This window comes from Hydrogenophaga sp. BPS33 (assembly GCF_009859475.1).
Taxonomy (GTDB): domain Bacteria; phylum Pseudomonadota; class Gammaproteobacteria; order Burkholderiales; family Burkholderiaceae_C; genus Hydrogenophaga.
The window spans coordinates 1,617,050-1,635,280 of sequence record NZ_CP044549.1 but is presented as its reverse complement, the minus strand read 5'-3'; the positions used below and the strand labels follow the sequence as shown (position 1 = coordinate 1,635,280).

General features: G+C 62.4%; 18 protein-coding genes and 2 pseudogenes. 7 read left to right on the top strand and 13 right to left on the bottom strand.

Annotated elements, in window-relative coordinates; genetic code table 11:
- Nucleotide 1: 1 nt before the first annotated feature.
- A complete protein-coding gene (locus F9K07_RS07730; protein WP_159596856.1) occupies nucleotides 2-1,195 on the bottom strand; it encodes an acyl-CoA dehydrogenase family protein in 1,194 nt (397 codons plus the stop codon).
- Between the two features lie 252 nt (nucleotides 1,196-1,447).
- Here F9K07_RS07730 and F9K07_RS07725 point away from each other — a divergent pair, with 252 nt between their 5' ends.
- Together F9K07_RS07725 and F9K07_RS07720 are read left to right on the top strand one after the other, a co-directional pair.
- On the top strand, nucleotides 1,448-2,212 hold the full coding sequence (locus tag F9K07_RS07725) for a crotonase/enoyl-CoA hydratase family protein (protein ID WP_159591019.1): 765 nt from the start codon (nucleotides 1,448-1,450) through the stop codon (nucleotides 2,210-2,212).
- 43 nt (nucleotides 2,213-2,255) lie between these two features.
- Nucleotides 2,256-3,137 (top strand): alpha/beta fold hydrolase, encoded by an 882-nt coding sequence (locus F9K07_RS07720; RefSeq protein WP_159591017.1) that lies wholly within the window; start codon nucleotides 2,256-2,258, stop codon nucleotides 3,135-3,137.
- A 29-nt stretch (nucleotides 3,138-3,166) separates the two neighbouring features.
- Here the strand turns inward: F9K07_RS07720 and F9K07_RS07715 are convergent, their stop codons facing one another.
- The 6 genes from F9K07_RS07715 to F9K07_RS07690 are packed head-to-tail and all read right to left on the bottom strand — an operon-like array spanning nucleotide 3,167 to nucleotide 9,929.
- The gene (locus tag F9K07_RS07715) at nucleotides 3,167-3,922 is read right to left on the bottom strand and encodes an SDR family NAD(P)-dependent oxidoreductase (RefSeq protein ID WP_159591015.1); all 756 of its coding nucleotides are present in this window, start codon (nucleotides 3,920-3,922) and stop codon (nucleotides 3,167-3,169) included.
- 3 nt (nucleotides 3,923-3,925) lie between these two features.
- A complete protein-coding gene (locus F9K07_RS07710) occupies nucleotides 3,926-4,897 on the bottom strand; it encodes a tripartite tricarboxylate transporter substrate binding protein (RefSeq protein WP_159591013.1) in 972 nt (323 codons plus the stop codon).
- 38 nt (nucleotides 4,898-4,935) lie between these two features.
- On the bottom strand, nucleotides 4,936-5,709 hold the full coding sequence (locus F9K07_RS07705) for an enoyl-CoA hydratase-related protein (RefSeq protein WP_159591011.1): 774 nt from the start codon (nucleotides 5,707-5,709) through the stop codon (nucleotides 4,936-4,938).
- A complete protein-coding gene (locus tag F9K07_RS07700) occupies nucleotides 5,706-6,485 on the bottom strand; it encodes an SDR family NAD(P)-dependent oxidoreductase (RefSeq protein WP_159591009.1) in 780 nt (259 codons plus the stop codon). Before F9K07_RS07700 ends, F9K07_RS07705 begins: the two co-directional genes overlap by 4 nt.
- Before the next feature lie 11 nt (nucleotides 6,486-6,496).
- Nucleotides 6,497-8,983: a CaiB/BaiF CoA-transferase family protein gene (locus tag F9K07_RS07695; RefSeq protein WP_159591007.1), complete on the bottom strand. Its 2,487-nt coding sequence runs from the start codon at nucleotides 8,981-8,983 to the stop codon at nucleotides 6,497-6,499.
- Between the two features lie 7 nt (nucleotides 8,984-8,990).
- Nucleotides 8,991-9,929 (bottom strand): Bug family tripartite tricarboxylate transporter substrate binding protein, encoded by a 939-nt coding sequence (locus F9K07_RS07690; RefSeq protein WP_159591005.1) that lies wholly within the window; start codon nucleotides 9,927-9,929, stop codon nucleotides 8,991-8,993.
- A 212-nt stretch (nucleotides 9,930-10,141) separates the two neighbouring features.
- On the opposite strand from F9K07_RS07690, the gene F9K07_RS07685 reads away from it, so the two are divergent.
- Nucleotides 10,142-10,933 (top strand): enoyl-CoA hydratase-related protein, encoded by a 792-nt coding sequence (locus tag F9K07_RS07685; RefSeq protein WP_159591003.1) that lies wholly within the window; start codon nucleotides 10,142-10,144, stop codon nucleotides 10,931-10,933.
- Here the strand turns inward: F9K07_RS07685 and F9K07_RS07680 are convergent, their stop codons facing one another.
- Nucleotides 10,934-11,869 (bottom strand): LysR family transcriptional regulator, encoded by a 936-nt coding sequence (locus F9K07_RS07680; protein WP_159591001.1) that lies wholly within the window; start codon nucleotides 11,867-11,869, stop codon nucleotides 10,934-10,936.
- Between the two features lie 98 nt (nucleotides 11,870-11,967).
- Here F9K07_RS07680 and F9K07_RS32255 point away from each other — a divergent pair, with 98 nt between their 5' ends.
- From F9K07_RS32255 to F9K07_RS07660, 4 genes and pseudogenes are all read left to right on the top strand, one after another.
- Complete coding sequence (locus F9K07_RS32255) at nucleotides 11,968-12,330, top strand: helix-turn-helix domain-containing protein (RefSeq protein WP_442907398.1); 363 nt, start codon at nucleotides 11,968-11,970, stop codon at nucleotides 12,328-12,330.
- The gene (locus F9K07_RS07670) at nucleotides 12,306-12,758 is read left to right on the top strand and encodes a hypothetical protein (protein ID WP_159590998.1); all 453 of its coding nucleotides are present in this window, start codon (nucleotides 12,306-12,308) and stop codon (nucleotides 12,756-12,758) included. The genes F9K07_RS32255 and F9K07_RS07670 overlap by 25 nt, the downstream gene beginning before the upstream one ends.
- 56 nt (nucleotides 12,759-12,814) lie before the next feature.
- Nucleotides 12,815-13,078, top strand: a pseudogene (locus F9K07_RS07665) (IS21 family transposase); the annotation flags it as partial.
- A pseudogene (locus F9K07_RS07660) lies at nucleotides 13,075-13,353 on the top strand (ATP-binding protein); the annotation flags it as partial. The pseudogenes F9K07_RS07665 and F9K07_RS07660, both read left to right, overlap by 4 nt.
- A gap of 288 nt (nucleotides 13,354-13,641) precedes the next feature.
- Here F9K07_RS07660 and F9K07_RS07655 read toward each other — a convergent pair.
- From F9K07_RS07655 to F9K07_RS07635, 5 genes are all read right to left on the bottom strand, one after another.
- On the bottom strand, nucleotides 13,642-14,259 hold the full coding sequence (locus F9K07_RS07655) for an IclR family transcriptional regulator (protein ID WP_159590997.1): 618 nt from the start codon (nucleotides 14,257-14,259) through the stop codon (nucleotides 13,642-13,644).
- A gap of 265 nt (nucleotides 14,260-14,524) precedes the next feature.
- A complete protein-coding gene (locus F9K07_RS07650; protein WP_159590996.1) occupies nucleotides 14,525-15,376 on the bottom strand; it encodes a crotonase/enoyl-CoA hydratase family protein in 852 nt (283 codons plus the stop codon).
- 35 nt (nucleotides 15,377-15,411) lie between these two features.
- The gene (locus tag F9K07_RS07645; protein WP_159590995.1) at nucleotides 15,412-16,614 is read right to left on the bottom strand and encodes a CaiB/BaiF CoA transferase family protein; all 1,203 of its coding nucleotides are present in this window, start codon (nucleotides 16,612-16,614) and stop codon (nucleotides 15,412-15,414) included.
- Between the two features lie 43 nt (nucleotides 16,615-16,657).
- Nucleotides 16,658-17,407, bottom strand: a complete 750-nt coding sequence (locus tag F9K07_RS07640) for an enoyl-CoA hydratase/isomerase family protein (protein ID WP_159590994.1) — start codon at nucleotides 17,405-17,407, stop codon at nucleotides 16,658-16,660.
- Nucleotides 17,408-17,423: 16 nt separating this feature from the next.
- A complete protein-coding gene (locus F9K07_RS07635) occupies nucleotides 17,424-18,230 on the bottom strand; it encodes an IclR family transcriptional regulator (protein ID WP_236581980.1) in 807 nt (268 codons plus the stop codon).
- Nucleotide 18,231 lies beyond the last annotated feature (1 nt).

The window sequence follows — 18,231 nt, the reverse complement described above, 5'->3', positions numbered from 1 at the left end:
TTCAAAGTCCAAGAAGTGTTTTTGCGACGATGTTCTTTTGCACTTCCGTGGTCCCGCCAAAGACCGTGACTTTGCGCCAGTCGAGGTAATGCGCGACCAGCGCGTTGTGCAGATCGCCCCCAGGAATCTCGCCATGCCAAGCCTCTTCGCGCGCGGCGCTCAGATAGCGCATGCCACCCGGTCCGGCGCAGTCCACCATCAGCGCTGTCATAGCCTGCTGGAGCTCGGTGCTGCGTATCTTCAGGATCGACGCGGCTGCTGAAGCGGTCTCGCCGCGGTCGTCGCCGCTGAGCACGCGCAGCACCGTCCACTCATGGGCTACCGCTTCCATTTCGAGCTGGTGGTAGCGCTCGATCAGACGGGTCGTTGCCGCCGGCCGAGGCTGCTCCTGCAAGAGCGGCACTATCGCGCGACGGATGAACTGGAGAAACCGTTTGCACAGCCCAACCCCGGCAAGATCGGTTCGCTCATGCGCCAACAAGAACTTGGCAATCGTCCATCCCTGGTTTTCCTCGCCTACCAGGTTCTCCACAGGCACCTTGACGTCGTCGAAAAACACCTCGTTGAGATCGTGCGCTCCATCGGCCGAGATCACCGGCCGCACTGTGAGACCCGGCGTCTTCATGTCGATCAGCAAAAAGGAGATCGAAGCCTGTGGCTTGCCTGTAGGGGACGTTCTGACCAAGCAGAACATCCAGTCGGCCCAATGCGCCCACGTCGTCCAGGTCTTTTGTCCGTTGACGATGTAGTGATCGCCCTCCCGGACCGCCCGCGTTTTGAGGGACGCCAGGTCGGACCCCGCCCCGGGCTCGGAATAGCCCTGGCACCACCAGTCTTGCAGCCTGTAAATGCGATCGATGAACCGTTCCTTCTGCGCTGGGCTGCCGTAGCGGTGCAGCACGGGGCAGATCATGTTGACGTGGGGAATCAGGCGAGGCGCACCAGCGACAAAGCATTCTTCATCGAATATTTTTCGCTCGATCGCATTCCATCCCGGGCCGCCATACTCGCGCGGCCAGTTCGGCCCGCTCCATCCCTGTTCCGCGATGATGCTGTGCCAGCGCACATAGTCGGCGCGCTCCAGCCTTTTGAACGACTGCACTTTGTCGCGAAGATCCTGAGGCAACTTGTTCGCCACAAATTCCCGAACGCTTGAACGGAACGCCCGCTCGTGCGCGTTTTCAATCAGTTCCATGGCGCGATCCGGATTTGAAGGCAGTTGATAAATATCAATTCGCTTGTCTCTGTTTTCGTTGGCATCACAGCGCTCATTCAGGTCGACCGCGATGGTAGACACGCCTGCACGCAGTCGGGTGCTACGTCGTTCTAGCAAGTGCAAAGTTTTTCTTTTCGAAAGCGACGATTTGACCGATCCGGCTTGCATTTCGCGGATGGCGACGATGGCCACTCATTGACACCTGGATGCGTATTCCCCTAGATTTGGCGCATGAAACCCTGGGTCAACGTGGCGCAAGAAGGCGCCCTGCAAATCATCCGACTCCAACGCGCGGACAAGCGAAATGCCGTCAACTTCGAGATGGCATGCGCAATCTCCTCCGCCATCGACGAGCTTGAAGCTCGGCCTGAACTCTCTGCATGCGTCATTACTGGAGACGGTGGCGACTTTTGCGCAGGCATGGATCTCAAGGCGTTCACCGAGGGCGCGCTGCCACGGGTTCCCGGCGGCGGTTTTGCCGGGATCACCGAACGGCGTATCCGCAAGCCCCTGATCGCGGCCGTCGAGGGCCACGCGCTGGCGGGAGGCTTCGAAATCGTGCTGGCTGCAGATCTCGTGGTGGCGTCAGAGACCGCGCGGTTCGGACTGCCAGAGGTCAAGCGAGGACTCATGGCTGGCGGCGGGGGCGTCCTCCGTCTGGCACGCCGCATTCCGTTCAACATTGCCATGGAGTTGTGTCTGACGGGAGGCTTCCTTGAAGCGCCGGCAGCAAGGCAATATGGGCTCATCAATCGACTCGTTCCTCCTGGCCGTGCGCTGGATGCGGCCAGGAAGCTGGCCTGCGAGATCGGTTCCAACGGACCGCTCGCCATCTCCTCCACCAAACAAGTCATCGTCGATTCGCACACTTGGCCGGAAGACGAAATGTTCGCCCGCCAGCGCCCCGCGCTCGATGCCATCCTCCGCTCGGATGATGCGCACGAAGGTGCTCGTGCATTCATCGAGAAACGGCCGGCGCAGTGGCGCAACCAGTAGAGACCATCCCTTTCCAGCGCGGCTTTCGCCGCGCAATCGCAACATGCACGAATCCAATGACATCGACCGACCGGCAGTGCCCGCGTGGTTCTCAGCTGCGGTGCAGCAGCCGGGACAAAGCGTCTTCTACCGCACGCGTGGTCAACGCCGACACCTGCTGACCTGGAATTGGCAAGACGTGGAAAAGCCTGCCGTCTTGCTGGTGCACGGCTACCTGGCGCACGCGAATTGGTGGGCGCCCATCGCACCGCAGCTCACCGATCGATGGCGTGTGGCCGCCATGGATCTTTCCGGCATGGGCGACAGCGAAGCCGGGCCGGATGTGTCGCCGCTAAGTCTGGCGCTGGACGTTCTCGATGCCCTCGACTTTCTGAAGTTGCCGTCCGCCACGGTCGTCGGGCACAGCTATGGCGGCTCACGGGCATTGCGCGCCAGCGGCCTTCGACGTGGGGCGATCCACCACCTCGTGATGCTCGACTCGTACGTCAACGCACCGGGCGAGATGCCCCGGCAAGGCCCACCGTTGGGCGAATCAAAGCTCTACGCCAATCCGCAGGAAGCGTTGGCAAGGTATCGGTTCCGGCCAAGCGACGTCGAGATTCCCGTCTTCGTCAAACGCCACGTGGTGGAAACTGGCCTTCGGCGTCACGCCGATGGGTGGCGCTGGAAGTTCACATCCGGCTTGCGCGTCAGCGAGGAGATCTTGGGCGTCGAAATGCTCCGCGGCACGCATGCACGCCGGGTGGACTACGTGCGAGGCGGCAGCAGCAGCCTGGTCTCCGAGCAGTGTGCTCGCTGGATCGTGGCGGAGATGGCGCACAAGACCGACGCGCGGCTGCACGAATTTCCAGGAGGCCACCACCACTTCCTGCTGCAAGACCCGCAGCAGACCGCGCGGCTTCTGCGCGGCCTGCTATCTCGCTGATGCGGGTCGTCTATGTGCAACCATGCTGTCTAGCACATCGTCACACCGCTATCCACCGGCAAGACGACACCGGTGATTACCCGTGCATCATCGCTTGCCAGAAAGAGCGCGGCATGCGCAACATCTTCAGGAGTTGCCGGTCCCAGCAGGTTCTTGGCCCGAAGGCCGGTGGGCGGCCGATGCTTGTACAGCTCCAGCACGCGTTCGGTGGTCACCGAGGTGGGTGCAACCGCATTGACGCGGATGCGCGCGGGCGCGTATTCGACCGCCATGGACCGCGTCAAGGCCAAGATCGCGCCTTTGGAGCTGGTGTAGGAGTCCAGCTCCGGCACGCCGATGAGTCCTGCAGCCGATGAGGTATTGACCACTGCGCCGCCGGTGGCTTCCATCCGTGCAATGACATGCTTGCAACACAACCATGTGCCCGTCAGATTGAGGTCGATCGTGCGACGGAATTCTTCGAGCGAAGTCCGCGTGACGCGCGAATCGCCCACGAAGGACGCGCCCGCGTTGTTGTAGAGGATATCGATCCGACCATACTTCTGCATGGCAGCCTCGACCGCAGCAATGACACTGTCCTCGCTGGTAACGTCCAAATGCACATGCAGGGCCTGCCCACCGGCTTCATGGATCAGCGCCGCGACGGCTTGCGCCGCATCGGCGTTGACGTCCGCTACAACGACGCTCGCGCCCTCCTGCGCGAAGAGCCGTGCTGCCGCCTTGCCGATGCCTGCGGCCGACCCGGTGATGAACGCGATCTTGCCTTCCAGCCTTCCGTTGGCCATGGGCTACTCCACCTGGATCGATAAGTCCTTGGCCAGCTTCTGCCACTTGGCGTTTTCCGAGCGCAGGAAGCCGCCAAATTCGCTTGGCGTCGATCCGACGGCGCTCAGGCCGCGCGCTTTGAAGCGCGCGGCAATGTCGGGCTGTGCGATCACACGGGCCACCTCCTGCTGGATGCGGTCAATCGCTTCGCGTGGCGTACCCACTGGTGCGAGCAATCCATTCATGATGTCGACTTGGAAGTCCGGCAGGTTTAGCGACTCGGCCACCGTGGGTACGTCAGGCAACAAGGGGGAGCGGCGTGCATGAGGCACGGCGAGCGCCACCATCGAGCCTGTCTTGATGTGTGGCAGCGTCGTGGCCAGCGCATCTACCAGCACCTGGACGTCTCCAGCGAGCAGCGCCGCGGCGGCCGGCGAGCTTCCCCGGTACGGAATGTGCGTCATGTCGATGCCTGTGACGGTCTTGAGCCATTCGCCCTCGATATGCGGCGACGACGCCGTACCGGCGGTTGCGAAGCTGATCTTCTTGGGGTTGGCCTTGGCAAAGGCGATGAAGTCGCGCATGGTGCGCGCAGGCACCAGGCGGGGGTTCACAGCGAAGATATGGAAGTCAGTGCTGATCTGTGTGATCGGCTCGAAGTCCTTGATCGGGTCGTATAACGGCTTGGCGTAGACGTGAGGCGAGATCAGGAACGACGCTGAAGTCAGCAGTATCGTGTAGCCATCAGCAGGTGCGCGAGCGACGTACTGGGTGGCAAGCATCGTGCCGGCGCCCGGCTTGTTCTCCACTATGACGGCCTGTCCGAGCCGCTCGCGCAAGCCTTCGGCCAAGTCGCGCGCGATGAGGTCGGTCCCGCCGCCTGGGGCGAACGGCACAACAATCCTCACCGGCCTGTTAGGGTAGCCTTGTGCGAAGCTGCCGCACGCCATCGTTGCCATCAGCAGGGCTGCGGCCCATCGAGCTCTCATCTTCATGGTGGTCTCCTGGTTAATTTGGGAAATACGGACGCGCGCTACTCGAATCGCGGCGCGCGCTTTTCGAGCCAGGCGTTGGCGGCCTCAGCCGAATCTGGCATTCCGCTGACCAGGGCAGTGAACAACTGCTCGAGGCGGAAGCCCTCGCGCAAGGGCAGCTCGTCGCTCACATCCAGGCAATCCTTGAGTAGCCGCGAGATAGCCCCGCTGTGCTGCGCAATTCGGGCGGCAATCGCCAATGCACAGGGCAACACCTCGGTCACCGGGACGACCGAATGCACCGCCCCGTGCTGGCGCATGAATTCGCCATCGACCGCCGTGCCGGTCAACGCCATCCACCGCACCAGCTTCTCAGGCAGGATGCGCGACAGGTGCTTGGCACCACCGAGCAGGCCCACGGTGATTTCGGGCAAAGCGAATTTCGCCTTGTCGCTGGCGACGATGACGTCGCACACAGAGGCGATGACCAGCCCCGCACCGACCGCCGACCCATTGACCGCGCATACGACGGGAACACCGCAATCGCGCACAGAATGGAAGGCGCGGCGCGCCCACTTGCCCCGCTCTAGCATCAGTTTAGGCGTGCGGTCCACCAATTGGCGAAGATCCGCGCCACCGATGAAAGCCCTCTCGCCGGCGGCAGTGAGCACCACGCACCGAACGTCCTTGCGATCCTCCAGGCCGTCGAAGGTCTCTGCTAGCAGCCTGTACTGATCAAGGCTCATGACGTTCAATGGCGGATTCTCGACGCGTACCATGAGAATGCCAGGATGATCGGCCAACATCTCAGCAGCGATCCGGCCCTCGCTCATTGCGGCACCTTCACCGTGCGGTGCAGCGCCAGCCGCCCGCCGTCGGCAAAGATCGTCTGCCCCGTGACGTAGCTCGACGCTTCGCTGGCGAGGAACAGCGCAACCTGTGCGATCTCCTCGGGTCGCGCCAGCCGAAGCATTGGCGTGCGCGACAGCGATGCATGTCGCTCCTCCGGACTCAGATGGGCCTGCATCGCGGTGGCGACCCCACCCGGGCCCACGCTGTTTGCGCGGATGCCATAGGGTGCGAGCGAAACCGCCATTGATTTGGCCAAATGAATCAACCCGGCCTTGCTCGTGCCGTACGCGTGCGTGCTGTCGCCAGCCACCTGGCCCCCGACAGAGCTGATGCTCACCAGGCTGCCTCCACGCCCTGCTTTCACCAGGCGCCGGGCGAGCGCCTGGAAGAAGAACACCGCACCCCGGAGGTTGACGTCCATGACCAGGTCGAAGTCCGTGACGGTGAGGTCCAGGAAAGGTGCCGGTTTGATGATGCCCGTGGCATAGAGGCCGACATCGGGCACGCCCAATTCAACTTCGCAGCGGTCGACCAGCGCCTGGACAGCGTCCAGATCACGGACGTCGCAGGTGGCGAAGCGCACACGCTGCCCCGATGCATCCAGGCGATCGGCGAGTCTGCGGCCTGACTCAGCGTCGATGTCAGCGACCAGGACGCGTGCGTCGGCCCGCGCAAACAGTTCGGCGCACGCCATGCCCACGCCGTTGGCGCCACCCAGAATGATGGCCGTTTGGCCTTCAAGCTCATTTGAACCCATCGCAGCCCCTTTCAATTTGTGGAAGTCGTCGTTCGCTCGCGCGTCGCCGTGGCGGCCACAACCGCTCGACTAGGCAGCGGCTGGTCGCCGACAACGCCGGCGTCCAGCCATGCGCACAGTTCGTCGCGCGTTGCACCCAGCTCACCCAAGAGAATTTCCTCGTTGTGCTGACCGAAAAGTGGCGCCGGCCGGCGAACTGGCGGGTAGTGGCCATCCAGCCTGAGCGGAAGCGATGCCTGGACGTGAGGTCCGATGTGAGCACGTTCGCACACCTGCCAAAACCCGCGCGCACGCAGGTGCGCGTCGTTGACCAATTCGGATGGAAACCAGGCCGGCTCTGCAGGCACGCCTAGGGTCTGCAGCGCTTTCGCAGCATCGTCCAACGCCATAGCCGCCAACCTGCCAGCGAGCGCGCCCTGCGCCTGGGCAGTCGCGGTGACATCGACTCGGTCGTCCGGCGCGAGCCATTGGCACAAGGCCTGCCACTGTGCCTCGGTCTCGACGGAGACCGCTAGCCACTGTTCGTCGCCCGCACACCGCACGCACTGGGAAAAGTAAGCGGACTGCGCCGACACGCGCTCGCCAGGCGACCAATGGCCGAAGGCCGACTGGTGAACGATCCAGGGAGCCAGCAACGGGAGCAGACACTGCACTTGCGCGAGATCGATGAACTGTCCTCGTCCGCTACGCCGGCGCGCATGCAGCGCGGTCAAAAGCGCAGCCGCCGCATTCAGACCGCCGATCGGATCGCCAACGGCCTGATGGCTCATCGTGGGAATTTCGCCTGGAGCAGCGACGATGGTCGGCATGCCGGATGCATGCTCGAACGTGGAGCCGTAGGCCCGCAGATCGCTCCACATCGAGTGGGACCCAAACGCAGGCATCGACATCGCGATAACGCCCGGATTGACGGCCTTCAGACTGTCGTAGTCCAGCCCCATCTTGCGCATGACGCCGCTGGAATAGTTGTCGACGACCGCGTCCGCATCGCGCAGCAAGCGCTTGAAAATGTCGATGCCGCGTGCATCCGTGAGATCCAGATTGATGACCCGCTTGTTGCGGTTTTGCATGTTGTAGCGAACCGTCTTCTCGTGCGCGAGCGCCTCGATGGACGCGTCGGTAAAGTCAACGCCACGCCACCAGTCCGGATACCGGCACGACTCGATCTTGACAACGTCTGCACCCAGATCGGCGAGCTGGCGCGTCGCCAGTGGGCCGGCCCAGCCCATGGTGAGGTCCAGGATGCGCAACCCGGAAAGCGGCAGCGCGTCACCCGGCATCAATGTCTGCACTGGCGCCTTCTTCGCGGGCCCCTGCGGGACGGATTTGCATGAACCTGCCTCGGGTGTACGGCCCTCAGAGTTCGCAGGCGTTTCCGTCAGCGTGAGTGGTGCCACAGGTGCGACGAAGGATTTCTGGCCCGCATGGACAAGGCCGAACGAGCCGCGTTCGCGGTGAACGTCTTGCTCCAGCAGCGTTTCCATGTCCGGCACGATAGCGATTGGCAGACGACAGGCCCGCGCTTGCGCGAACCACTCTTGTGCGGTGTGATTCAGAAACAGAGGGCGAAAGATGTCGTCAAGGCGATCGGCCTGCCACATGCGGTCCATGTTCAGCCGCAGGCCCTGGTCGATGCCGAGGTCCGGACGGCCAAGGAGGCCGCACAGGCTCTGCCACTGCGCGGGCGTGACCACGGAGACACCCACATGGCCTTCCTTGCACGCGTAGATCCCCAACGGAAAATTGGGCGCGAACCGGTTGATGCCGTATCGCCGCTCCGGCATACCTTCGCCCACGCATTGCGCGACCAGATATTCGGCCAGCACCACGGTGGACTCAGCAACCGACAGATCGATCGTGCGCGGGGGGGTGGCCGCCCAGAGTGCGGCGAGCAGTCCAGAGAACGCGGTCGTGCCGGCAATGAGCTGGCCATGTGGCGCGTCCACCACCACCGGAGGTCCTTCGGCGGCGCCGGTCATCTTGACGTGGCCTGCCACAGCGCGGCTCACGAAATCCGCCCCCGGGTGGTCCGCTCTCGGTCCGTCGGCACCGAACCAGGTGAAGCGCAGATGAACAGGCGCAGCATGGGCAGGCAGTTGCAGTGCATGCAATCCGTGCGATTCAATCGCACGGCTGTCGACCACAGCATCAGCCCTTGTTGCCAGGGCCTCCCATTGCCTTACGTCTGCTTCGTTCGCCGGGTCGATGCACAGACTGTGCTTTCCCGCGTCCAGCCACGCCTGGAACGGATTCGCACCGACGCCCTGGCCTGTGTCCAGCAGCGGTTCTCGCAGGCGCTCGGGCGCCCCGCCAATCGGTTCGAGCTTGTAGACCGCAGCGCCGAAGTCAGACAGCAGCTTGGCGCAATAGGCGCTCGCGTACCCGCCACCAACTTCGACGATCACCATGCCGGTGAGCGGCCCCGAACGCTTGCTGGTATGAACTTCCGTGCTTGCGGCCTGCGCTGCAGCGTCATGATTTACTGTGATGTCTCGCATGTCTTGATCAGTCGAGCTGGATGCCCGCGCCGTTGATGACCGCGCCCCAGCGCTCGTGATCCGCCTTGATGAACTGCAGCGTGGCGTCGGCAGACATCGACACGGGCAGCTGTCCACCAGCCAGCAGCTTGGCCTTCACATCCTCCATGGCCATGACCTTGGACAGCGCCCCTGACAGCTTGCGCATCACGAGGGCCGGCGTCCCGGCCGGCGCCATGAGTGCAAACCATGAAGCGCCTTCGGCCTTGTAGCCCTTTTCGACGAAAGTGGGGATGTCGGGCATTCCCTGCCAGCGTTGGCTGTCGAGCACACCCAGGATGCGCGTCTTGCCTTCGACATGCAGTGGCTGGGCACTGGCGAGCGCGTCGAGCTGCGCATGCACCCGTCCGCCGATGAGATCCACATTGGCCGCTGCGTTCGTTTTGTACGGCACGTCGACCATGCGAATGCCCAGCGCATTGGCCACCAGGATGCCGGTAATGTGGTTGCTCGTGCCAACCCCGGTGGTCGCGTAGGTGACGCCTTGCGGCTGCATCTTGGCCCAAGCCACGAATTCATCGATCGTCCGCGCTGGAATCTGCGACGACACGTTGAGAACGAACGGCACCTTGGAGACCAGGCTCACCGGATCGAAGTCCTCCAGCCGGTACTTGATTTTTCGATACAGATGAGGGTTCGTCGAGAAGGTCGATGCAGCCGCCATCAGCAGCGTGTACCCGTCAGCCGGCGCTTTCGCGACGTGCTCTGCACCCACCATCGTGGAGGCACCGGGCCTGTTGTCGACCAGGACGCGCGTGCCTAGCGCATCCGTCAGGTGCGAGGCGATAAGGCGCGCCGCGATGTCGGTGGTCCCACCTGCGCCGAACGGAACAACGATAGTGATCGGCTTCGTCGGGTATTCCTGTGCCGTGGCAACGTCAATCGTCAACAGGCTCAGGGCGAGCATCGGCAACAGCCGAAAAAGCTTTGTGCGCATTGTTGTCTCCATGTTTTATTGAGCAAGTTCGGCCATCCCTTGCTTCGTGCCCTGTTTATATCGAGCGATGTTGGCGAAGCCAAGCTTGTGGCGCCTATACCCGGTATAGGCAGCGAAGGTGTGCTCGCCACGCTCAATGGCATCTAGCATGCGCGGTTTACAGAACAACGAAGGACACCAACATGCACTCTTCAACTCCCGTCACCGGACCGCGCGTTCAAGCTCACGACACGGCGGGCCATGTACTCGTCGTCCACATAGATCGCCCACCCGTCAACGCGCTAAGCCTGGAATTGATGCGCAGCCTGCGCGATCTGTTCGCAACTCTGGTGGACAACTATCCAAACGCCCGGTGCGTCGTGTTGACGGGCGTCGGCAAGAACTTCAGCGCTGGCGCCGACGTGAAGGAGCTTGCGGAACGAACCACCGAAATCCAGATGGCGCGCTCCGTCGTGTCCCGCGGTTTGTTCGATGCGGTGCGGCGTTGCCCGATTCCAGTGATTGCCGCCGTCAACGGCCCCGCGATCGGTGCGGGTGTTGTGGTTGCCTCCTGCTGCGACATTGTCGTGGCCTCGGAGGCTGCGACCTTCGCGTTGCCGGAGGTGCTGGTCGGCGTCATGGGCGGTGCGCGCCACATGGCGCGGCTCGTGCCGGACAAAATGGTTCGCTACCTGGCGCTCACGGGTCGCCGCGTGGATGCACGCACGCTGTGGCGCTTTGGCGGCATCCACGAGATCACTGCCCCCGATCGGCTCATGCCGGAGGTGCTGGCGCTGGCCGAAGACATCGCGAAGAACAGTCCGACTGCGGTCGCCCTGATGAAGGAGGCGATCAACCTCACGGAGGACATGCCCCTGACAGAGGGCTATCGCGTCGAGCAACTTTTCACGACCCTGGCCTCGTCGATGGCGGATTCCAAGGAAGCATCCAAAGCGTTCCTGGAAAAGCGCGCGCCTGTCTGGAGCGCGCGCTGATCAGTCGTCGCCAGCGCCCGGTGGCTCCGGCGGCTGCGCCATCACGTGCGCCAGGGTCTTGCGCAGCCAGCTATGGCCCGGATCGTCGTGATGGCGCGGATGCCAACCTGCGGCATACAGAAATTCGGGCGTGGGAAAGGGCAGTGGGTGTACCAGAAAGCTCGTCCCCAGCGATTGCGCGACGCGTTGAAGGATCGTCGCCACCATGTCGGTGTTGCCCACCAGCGCGCCGATGGCACTGTAGGCCGGCACCGATGAAACGACATTGCGGCGCATGGCCATGCGGTCGAGCTGCTGGTCGATGGCCGTCCTCAGATATGGTTCCTCAAGCGTCACGATCACATGATCCATTGCGCAATACGCTTCTAGCGAGGGTGGCTCGGGTCTGCGCGAAGAGTCTCGCCGCTGAATAACGACGTGGCGATCCGCCAGGATCACCGAGGATTTAAGTGCTTCGGGAAGGAACTGGCGCATCGCGACGACCAGATCGATGTTGCCGGACTCGAGCTCGGCAAGCTTGATCCCTGCGACAAAAGGGATGAACACGACTTTTACGTGAGGCGCCTGCTGACGTACCACTCGCATCAAGGGCGCCACGATCGCATGATGTCCATAGTCCGTCATGGCGACTACGAAGGTGCGCTCCGAGATGGCCGGATCAAAGCTGGACTGCTGGCGAACGATAGATTCCAGTTCTTGCATCGTCCTTCTCAACGATGCCTCAATCTCCAGGGCGCGAGGCGTAGGCGCAAGGCCCCGCGTCGTGGGCACCAGCAGCTGATCGCCAAACAACTTTCTTAACTGCGCCAGCTCCTCCGAAAGGGTAGGCTGGCTGATACCGAGGCTACGCGCTGCGCGCGTAACATTGCGCTCTTTCATCAGCGCGTCGAGCGCGAAGAGCAATTTGAATTCGGACAGGCGAAGTCGATCATCCATGGCGGAGAGTCTAGACGCTGCGCCGTTGGCACGATGGGCTTGTGGCCCCAAGACAGTAATGTCCCCTTTGCACCAAGTAGAAGTGTCCCCTTCGATGGATGTGGAGGACACAGGTGGAGGCAAAGGGCAAGCTGATGAGTCAGAAGGAAGTGCAGCGTCTGGAGGTGCTCAGGCGTCTGCAGTCAGGCGGACTGTCGCAGTCGCAGGCGGCGCAGCAACTGGGGGTGTCCGTACGCCAGATCAAGCGACTGTTCGCCGGGTGCGCGAAGCGGGTCCGCAAGGGCTGGTCTCGCGCAGACAAGGCCAGCGCAGCAACCGGCGCATCGATGAAGCGCAGCAAGCGCACTGCGTTGATCTGGTGCGCTAGCACTACGCCGACTTCGGACCTCAACTGGCCCACGAGTACCTGCAGCGTGAGCACGGCTTTGGCTTCAGCGTGGAGACGCTGCGCGGCTGGATGATCCAGGCCGGGCTGTGGCAAGCCCAGCGGCGGCGCGCGCAGCGCGTGCACAGCCCGCGTGCCAGACGCCCGTGCGTGGGTGAGTTGGTGCAGATCGACGGCAGCCACCACGACTGGTTCGAGGGGCGCTCGAGCAAGTGCTGCCTGATCGCCTTCATCGACAACGCCAGTGGCCGGGTGCTGGGCGCGCAGTTCTTCGCGCAGGAGACCACCCAGGGCTACCTGCAAGTGCTGCACGCCCTGGTGCAGCGCCATGGCGTGCCGCTGGCCCTGTACAGCGACCGCCACGGCATCTTTACGAAGTCCGACCCCGAGGACACCAAGCCCACGCAGTTCGAGCGTGCGCTGTTGCAACTGCAGATCGAGCCGATCTGCGCGTGTTGTCTTCCACTGAAAACTGACCCAGTTAGAGCAGCGATTTCCATTTAAAGCTGACCCACGTAAGAACCCTATCCTGCTGCTTTTAGCAGCAGGAGATTTCAGGAGTGATAGACGTGGCGACTTTGAGTGTCATAAGACGCTGGGCACTGCGCGAGCAGATGTCCATCCGCGAGATCTCCAGGCGTACAGGCCTGGCTCGCAACACCGTTAAGAAGTACCTGCGGGCGGGCGATGAAGAGCCCCGCTACGCCAAGCGTGCGAGCTCCAGCAAGCTCGATCCCTACGCGGACAAACTTTCAACCTGGCTATCGATCGAGGCCACAAAGTCGCGCAAACAGCGGCGCACTTTGCTGCAGCTCCATACAAACTGGGCTACCTGCCCTTCAGCGAGTCGGGAGGTGCCCTGCTGTTCCACCTGCTGTCCAAGCTCTATGAGAGAACCAGTGTCGTGATCACCACTAACCTGAGCTTCGGGGAATGGTCCAGCGTCTTCGGGGATGCGAAGATGACGACTGCGCTCTTGGATCGGCTGACTCACCGGTGCCATATTCTGGAGACAGGAAACGATAGCTATCGGTTCAAAAACAGCTCTGCAAGCCCCAAGTCTGAAAAGGAGAAAACGAAGCACTTATCCACACCGTGAGCTGCTTTGCTCACAAAGCGGGTGGGTCAGTATTCGATGGAAATCTAGGGTCACAGATCGGCGAAATTCAACAGTGGAGCCTTCCATTGTGCGCGAATTGCGCGCACGCTTTCCAGAGCAGGAAGCCGTTCTCGACCTGGATCGTTGGCATCAGTACGAATCTGAAAACCGCTCAACCTTTATCGGTATGTATCAGTTCTGGGTTCAGAAGCCAACCAGCGTGAGCGCGCCCTTCATCAAAAGCTTCGCACCATCAAACGGTAGGTCGTAAGCGCCGGCCCGCGAAGCTCATCGCAGCAGGCGGGTAATCTCCGCTGCGGCGTTCTTAACGGCTAGCGCCAGCTTCTTTCGCTTGGCGTCGTCCAGCTGGGCGCTAATGCCGGTAACGCTGATGGTTCTTGCCGCGCTCCCGTCCGCATTGAGAACAGGGGCTGCAATAGCGGTAATCCCCTTTCGAAAGTGGCCCTCGTCAACGGCATACCCAGTGCTTCTTGCGCCACGCACCTCTTCCAGCCAGACCTTCACAGTAGGGGCGTCTTGCCACCGCAGCTTTGAGAACCGGCGCCGCAGTTCGGCCTCGTCGAAGTCGCCGAGCGCTGCCATGAGGCGACCTGTTGCCCCGATCAGCAATGGGGTACGTCCACCGGGCGACACCATATCGCCCGGCGTCACCGACGCAGCCACCACGACGACCATCTCGTCTTCGCCATCTCTTTCCTGGCCGGAAGCACCGACTTCAAAGTCGCGCGATAGTCGACTCAGATGAGGCTGAGCCAGTTGAACAAACGGATTCTGTTGGGTTAGTTCGCGTCCGAGGGAAAGGACGCCGCTCCCGAGGCGGTACAACTTGGTGTTTGCATCGTGTGTGACCAGACGCCCGACGCCGAGCTCGCGCAGGATGTGCAAGCTGGTACTGGGAATAATGTCCAGCTCACGGGCAACGCGAGACAGAGGCAGGCCCTCGGGGTGTCGCGCCAACAGCCAGAGCGTTTCACAGGCACGGCGCACGGCGGGAACTTCCCTATGTCGCCCTGCGGGTGTCGTTTTGGCTCCGATGCTCTCTGGATTTGAACGTGGCATTCTTGCGAGTTTACCTACATTAGCAAAATGGTTGCGTGTAGACAAAAGTACGAAACGGTAGTTGAGCGACCCTGGCTTTCATACCCCACGTTTATCGCTGAATCAAATCGTCGCCGAACGGGCCGTCACGCAATCGAAGCGCTTCCTTCAACCCATATTGCTGAACATTGCTTCTGAACTCCTCGCGGCTCTTCGCCAAGTGGCCACGCGCGTCCATCTCGGCAGCCATGCGCTGCAGAGTTCGTGCGCCCATCAACTCCAGGCCCATGTTGACAATGCGCTTGTTGCACGACAGCAGGTCGACGTCCACCAGCTCCAGACGGTCTGCCAGGGCATCGACTTCCTCGGAAAGCCGTTCTTGCGGTACCGACTTCAGTGCCAGTCCAAGCGCTGCGGCGTCTTTGCCACCCAGAGAGTCGCCAGTCAGCAGAAGGCGCTTGGCCCACTGCGGACCCAAATGGTAGAGCCACATGTGGCTCGGGAGCGACCCTTGTGCACGTGCAGGCGGAAACCCAAAGCGCGACTCGTCGCTGCAGATCACCAGATCGCATAAAAGGGCAAGGTCGGTGCCACCCGCGAGGCAGCGGCCATGCACCTGCGCAATCACCGGCTTGTGCATGTCAAAAAGGGCCATCCTGCAACGCTGGGCCGCTTCGAGCCGCCATGCGTCGTCATCGATGGATTTTCGCCCTCGACGGTTCTGCGTACCCGATGCGGCTGGCCCCTCGTATTGCCCCAAGTCGTAGCCGGAGCAAAATTCCGGGCCGTTGCCGCTGAGTACGACGCAATGCACACGTGTGTCGTCGTCCGCGAACCACAGTGCCGACTCCAGCTCTTGCTGCATCTGGACGCTGATGGCGTTGCGCTTCTCGGGCCGGTTCAGCGCAATGCGGGCGCGCCCACGTTCAACGGTGTAGGTGATTGTTTCGAATTGGTCCGACATGCTGATGGTCCTTGGTAGTTTGAGCGCCGACAGCATCAAGCCGTCGCCGCTCTGACCGCCTTGCTGGTGATGAGCGTGTCAATCTCGCTTTCGCTGTAGCCAACCGAGCGCAGCACCTCTCTGGTGTGCTGACCGAGCCCGGGCGCGATAGCCGATGGGGTTGCGTCACCACGCGGTCCACCGTCGCGCACGGGGAACGAGGGGACACGCAGCGTTCCCTCGGTCGGATGCTCCACCTGGTGCCAGAAGCCGACGTCGGCCAAGTGCGGATCCTTCGTCAGATCTTCCAGCGAATTCACAGGTCCGTACGGCACATCGTGCTCTGTAAAAAGCTCAACCCATTCCGCGGAAGTACGGGTTGGCAGCACTTCACTGACGATGATGTACATCGCCTCGATGTTTTGTGACCGGTCGCTGGCGGTTGCAAAGCGCGGGTCGCTGAGCACGTCGGCCCGGCCGACGGCCGTGAAGAATTTCTTCCATTGACTCTCGCTGTGCGGCATCACCGCCAGGTAGCCATCGAGCGTCCGGTGAGGACGGCGGAAGGCATTGAGCAGGCGCAGGTAACCGGATGGAGCGCGCGGCTCCTCCCAAGTCAGCCCGTTGAGATGCTCGACACTCATGAAGTGGGTCATCGTCTCCAGCATGGGCACTTCAAGCTGCCGCCCTTCGCCGGTACGCACTCGCTCCATCAAGGCACCCATGATGCCAATGACCACGAACAACGCGGTGGTCTTGTCGGCAATGATGGTGGGCGCGTAGGCAGGTTGGCCGTCGACTCGGCCCTTGATCGACGCGATGCCGCACCCAGCCTGGATGATGTCGTCGTAAGCAGGCCGTCTCGCGCCACGGCCCGCGGCGCCGTAACCATATGAGGCGCAGTAAACCATCTTCGGATTGAGCTCTCGCAGCGCCTCGTAGCCGATGCCCAGTCGTTCGGCGGAATCAGCGCGCATGTTGTGCAGGAACACATCGCTCTGCGCCACCAGCTTGCGAAGTGCAGCCAGCGCCTCAGGCTGTCGAAGGTCCATGGCAACACTTTGCTTGCCACGGTTGCAGTTCAGAAACAGAGAGGCCATGCCAGGATGCTCGGCATGTCCCAGACTGCGCGTGCTATCGCCTTCCAACGGCTCGATCTTGACAACGGTCGCGCCCATGTCGGCGAGCAGGCTTGCTGCGTATGGTGCGAGCACCACGGCGCCCACTTCAATAACCCGCACACCGGCGAGAGGTTTCATTGTTCAGTCTCCTGTTGGTAGAAATCGACGGTCTTGCGACGCATCAGGTTTGTGCTTGCAGCGCCGCTTGTGCGGCTCTCGCCTGGCGCATGCGCCCCGCCTCGCGTCCTGCGCGCAGCGCATCCGGCAGCGACAGCGGGAGGGTGGTGACAAAGAGCTCCTTGGTCTCCCGCATGGTGCGCCGATCCCGACTGGCGAGGCTGCGCGCCAGTGTCCTGGCGCCCTCCAGAACATCGGCATCCGGCAGCACTCGGCTGGCCAGACCCAGTGCCAACGCTTGTGGCGCGTACACCGGATCGCCTGTCGCCAACAGGTCGAACGCCTGCTTGCGCCCTATGCGCTTTTGCAAATGGCCTATCACCAAGCTGGGCACCATGCCGTGAACGATCTCTGGGTAAGCCAGCCGCGCGCCCTCGCCCATTACCGTCAGGTCAGCGGCTATGGCGATCGACGCACCCGCTCCAATTGCAGCACCCGTCAGCGCACAGACCACCGGCACTCGGATCTGCTCAAAGGCAAGCTGCAGTTCGAGAAACAGGTCGCTGCGGCGTGATTCCGCATCGGGGTCGGCCCTCTCTCCCTTGAACTCGCCAAGGTCTGCCCCGGCACAGAACACCGAACCGGTGGCGGTCAGCAGTACCGCGCCCACGATTGGCGCCATGTCAGCTTCCCGCAGCGCATTGAGCAAGGCCGCGGCCAGCGTGGAATCCATGGCATTGCGTCGCTCTGGACGGTGAATGGTCAACGTCCTCACGCCATCGGCATCGTCAATCAGAAGATTCTGGTGTTGCATATTTTTTGTACCCGGTTCAACGGAGCGCGTTCGTGATTTGCGCAGCCGCGACTTTGGCCGCTTCGGCGAGTTGTTTGCGTTGACGCGATGCGAGCTGGGCGCTCACGGCGGTGACACTGATCGTGCGAGTGACGCTGCCGTCGGCGTGAAACACAGGCGCAGCAATGGCCGTGATGCCTTTGCGAAAGTTGCCATCATCGACAGCATGACCGGCGACCGGAACGTCGCGGACGTCTCTCAGCCATTGTTCGAGTTCCGGCGGATCCTGCCAACCGAGTCGGGCGAAGCGGCGGCGAAGTTCCGTTTCGCCCAAGGCCCCGTAAGCAGCCATCACGCGGCCGGAGGCACCTATGAGGAGCGGCGTCCTTCCGCCAGGCGAAGGCCTCCCGCTCTGCACCGCAGCGGCTGCGACCACCAACATGTCGCTGTCACCATCGAGTTCCTGCGCCGACGCGGCCACTTCGAATTCGCGCGACAACCGGTTGAGATGCGGCTGCGCCACCTGGACGAACGGGTTCTGCTGCGTCAACCTGCTGCTCAATGAAAGCACGCCGCTCCCCAGTCGGTACACCTTGGCGATCGCATCGTAGGCGACCAGTCGGCCGACCCCAAGTTCGCGCAAAATATGCAGGCAGGTGCTCGGAAGAATGTCCAGTTCTCGGGCGACGCTCGACAAGGTAATACCGTCCGGATGGCGCGCCAGCAACCACATGACGGCGCAAGCACGGCGCACGGCAGGGACCTCGCGGTGTCCAGACGGGTGCACGCGACTTGCGGCGACAGTGGTCGCGTTCGAATCCGCTTTGACAAGTGCCTTTGGCATC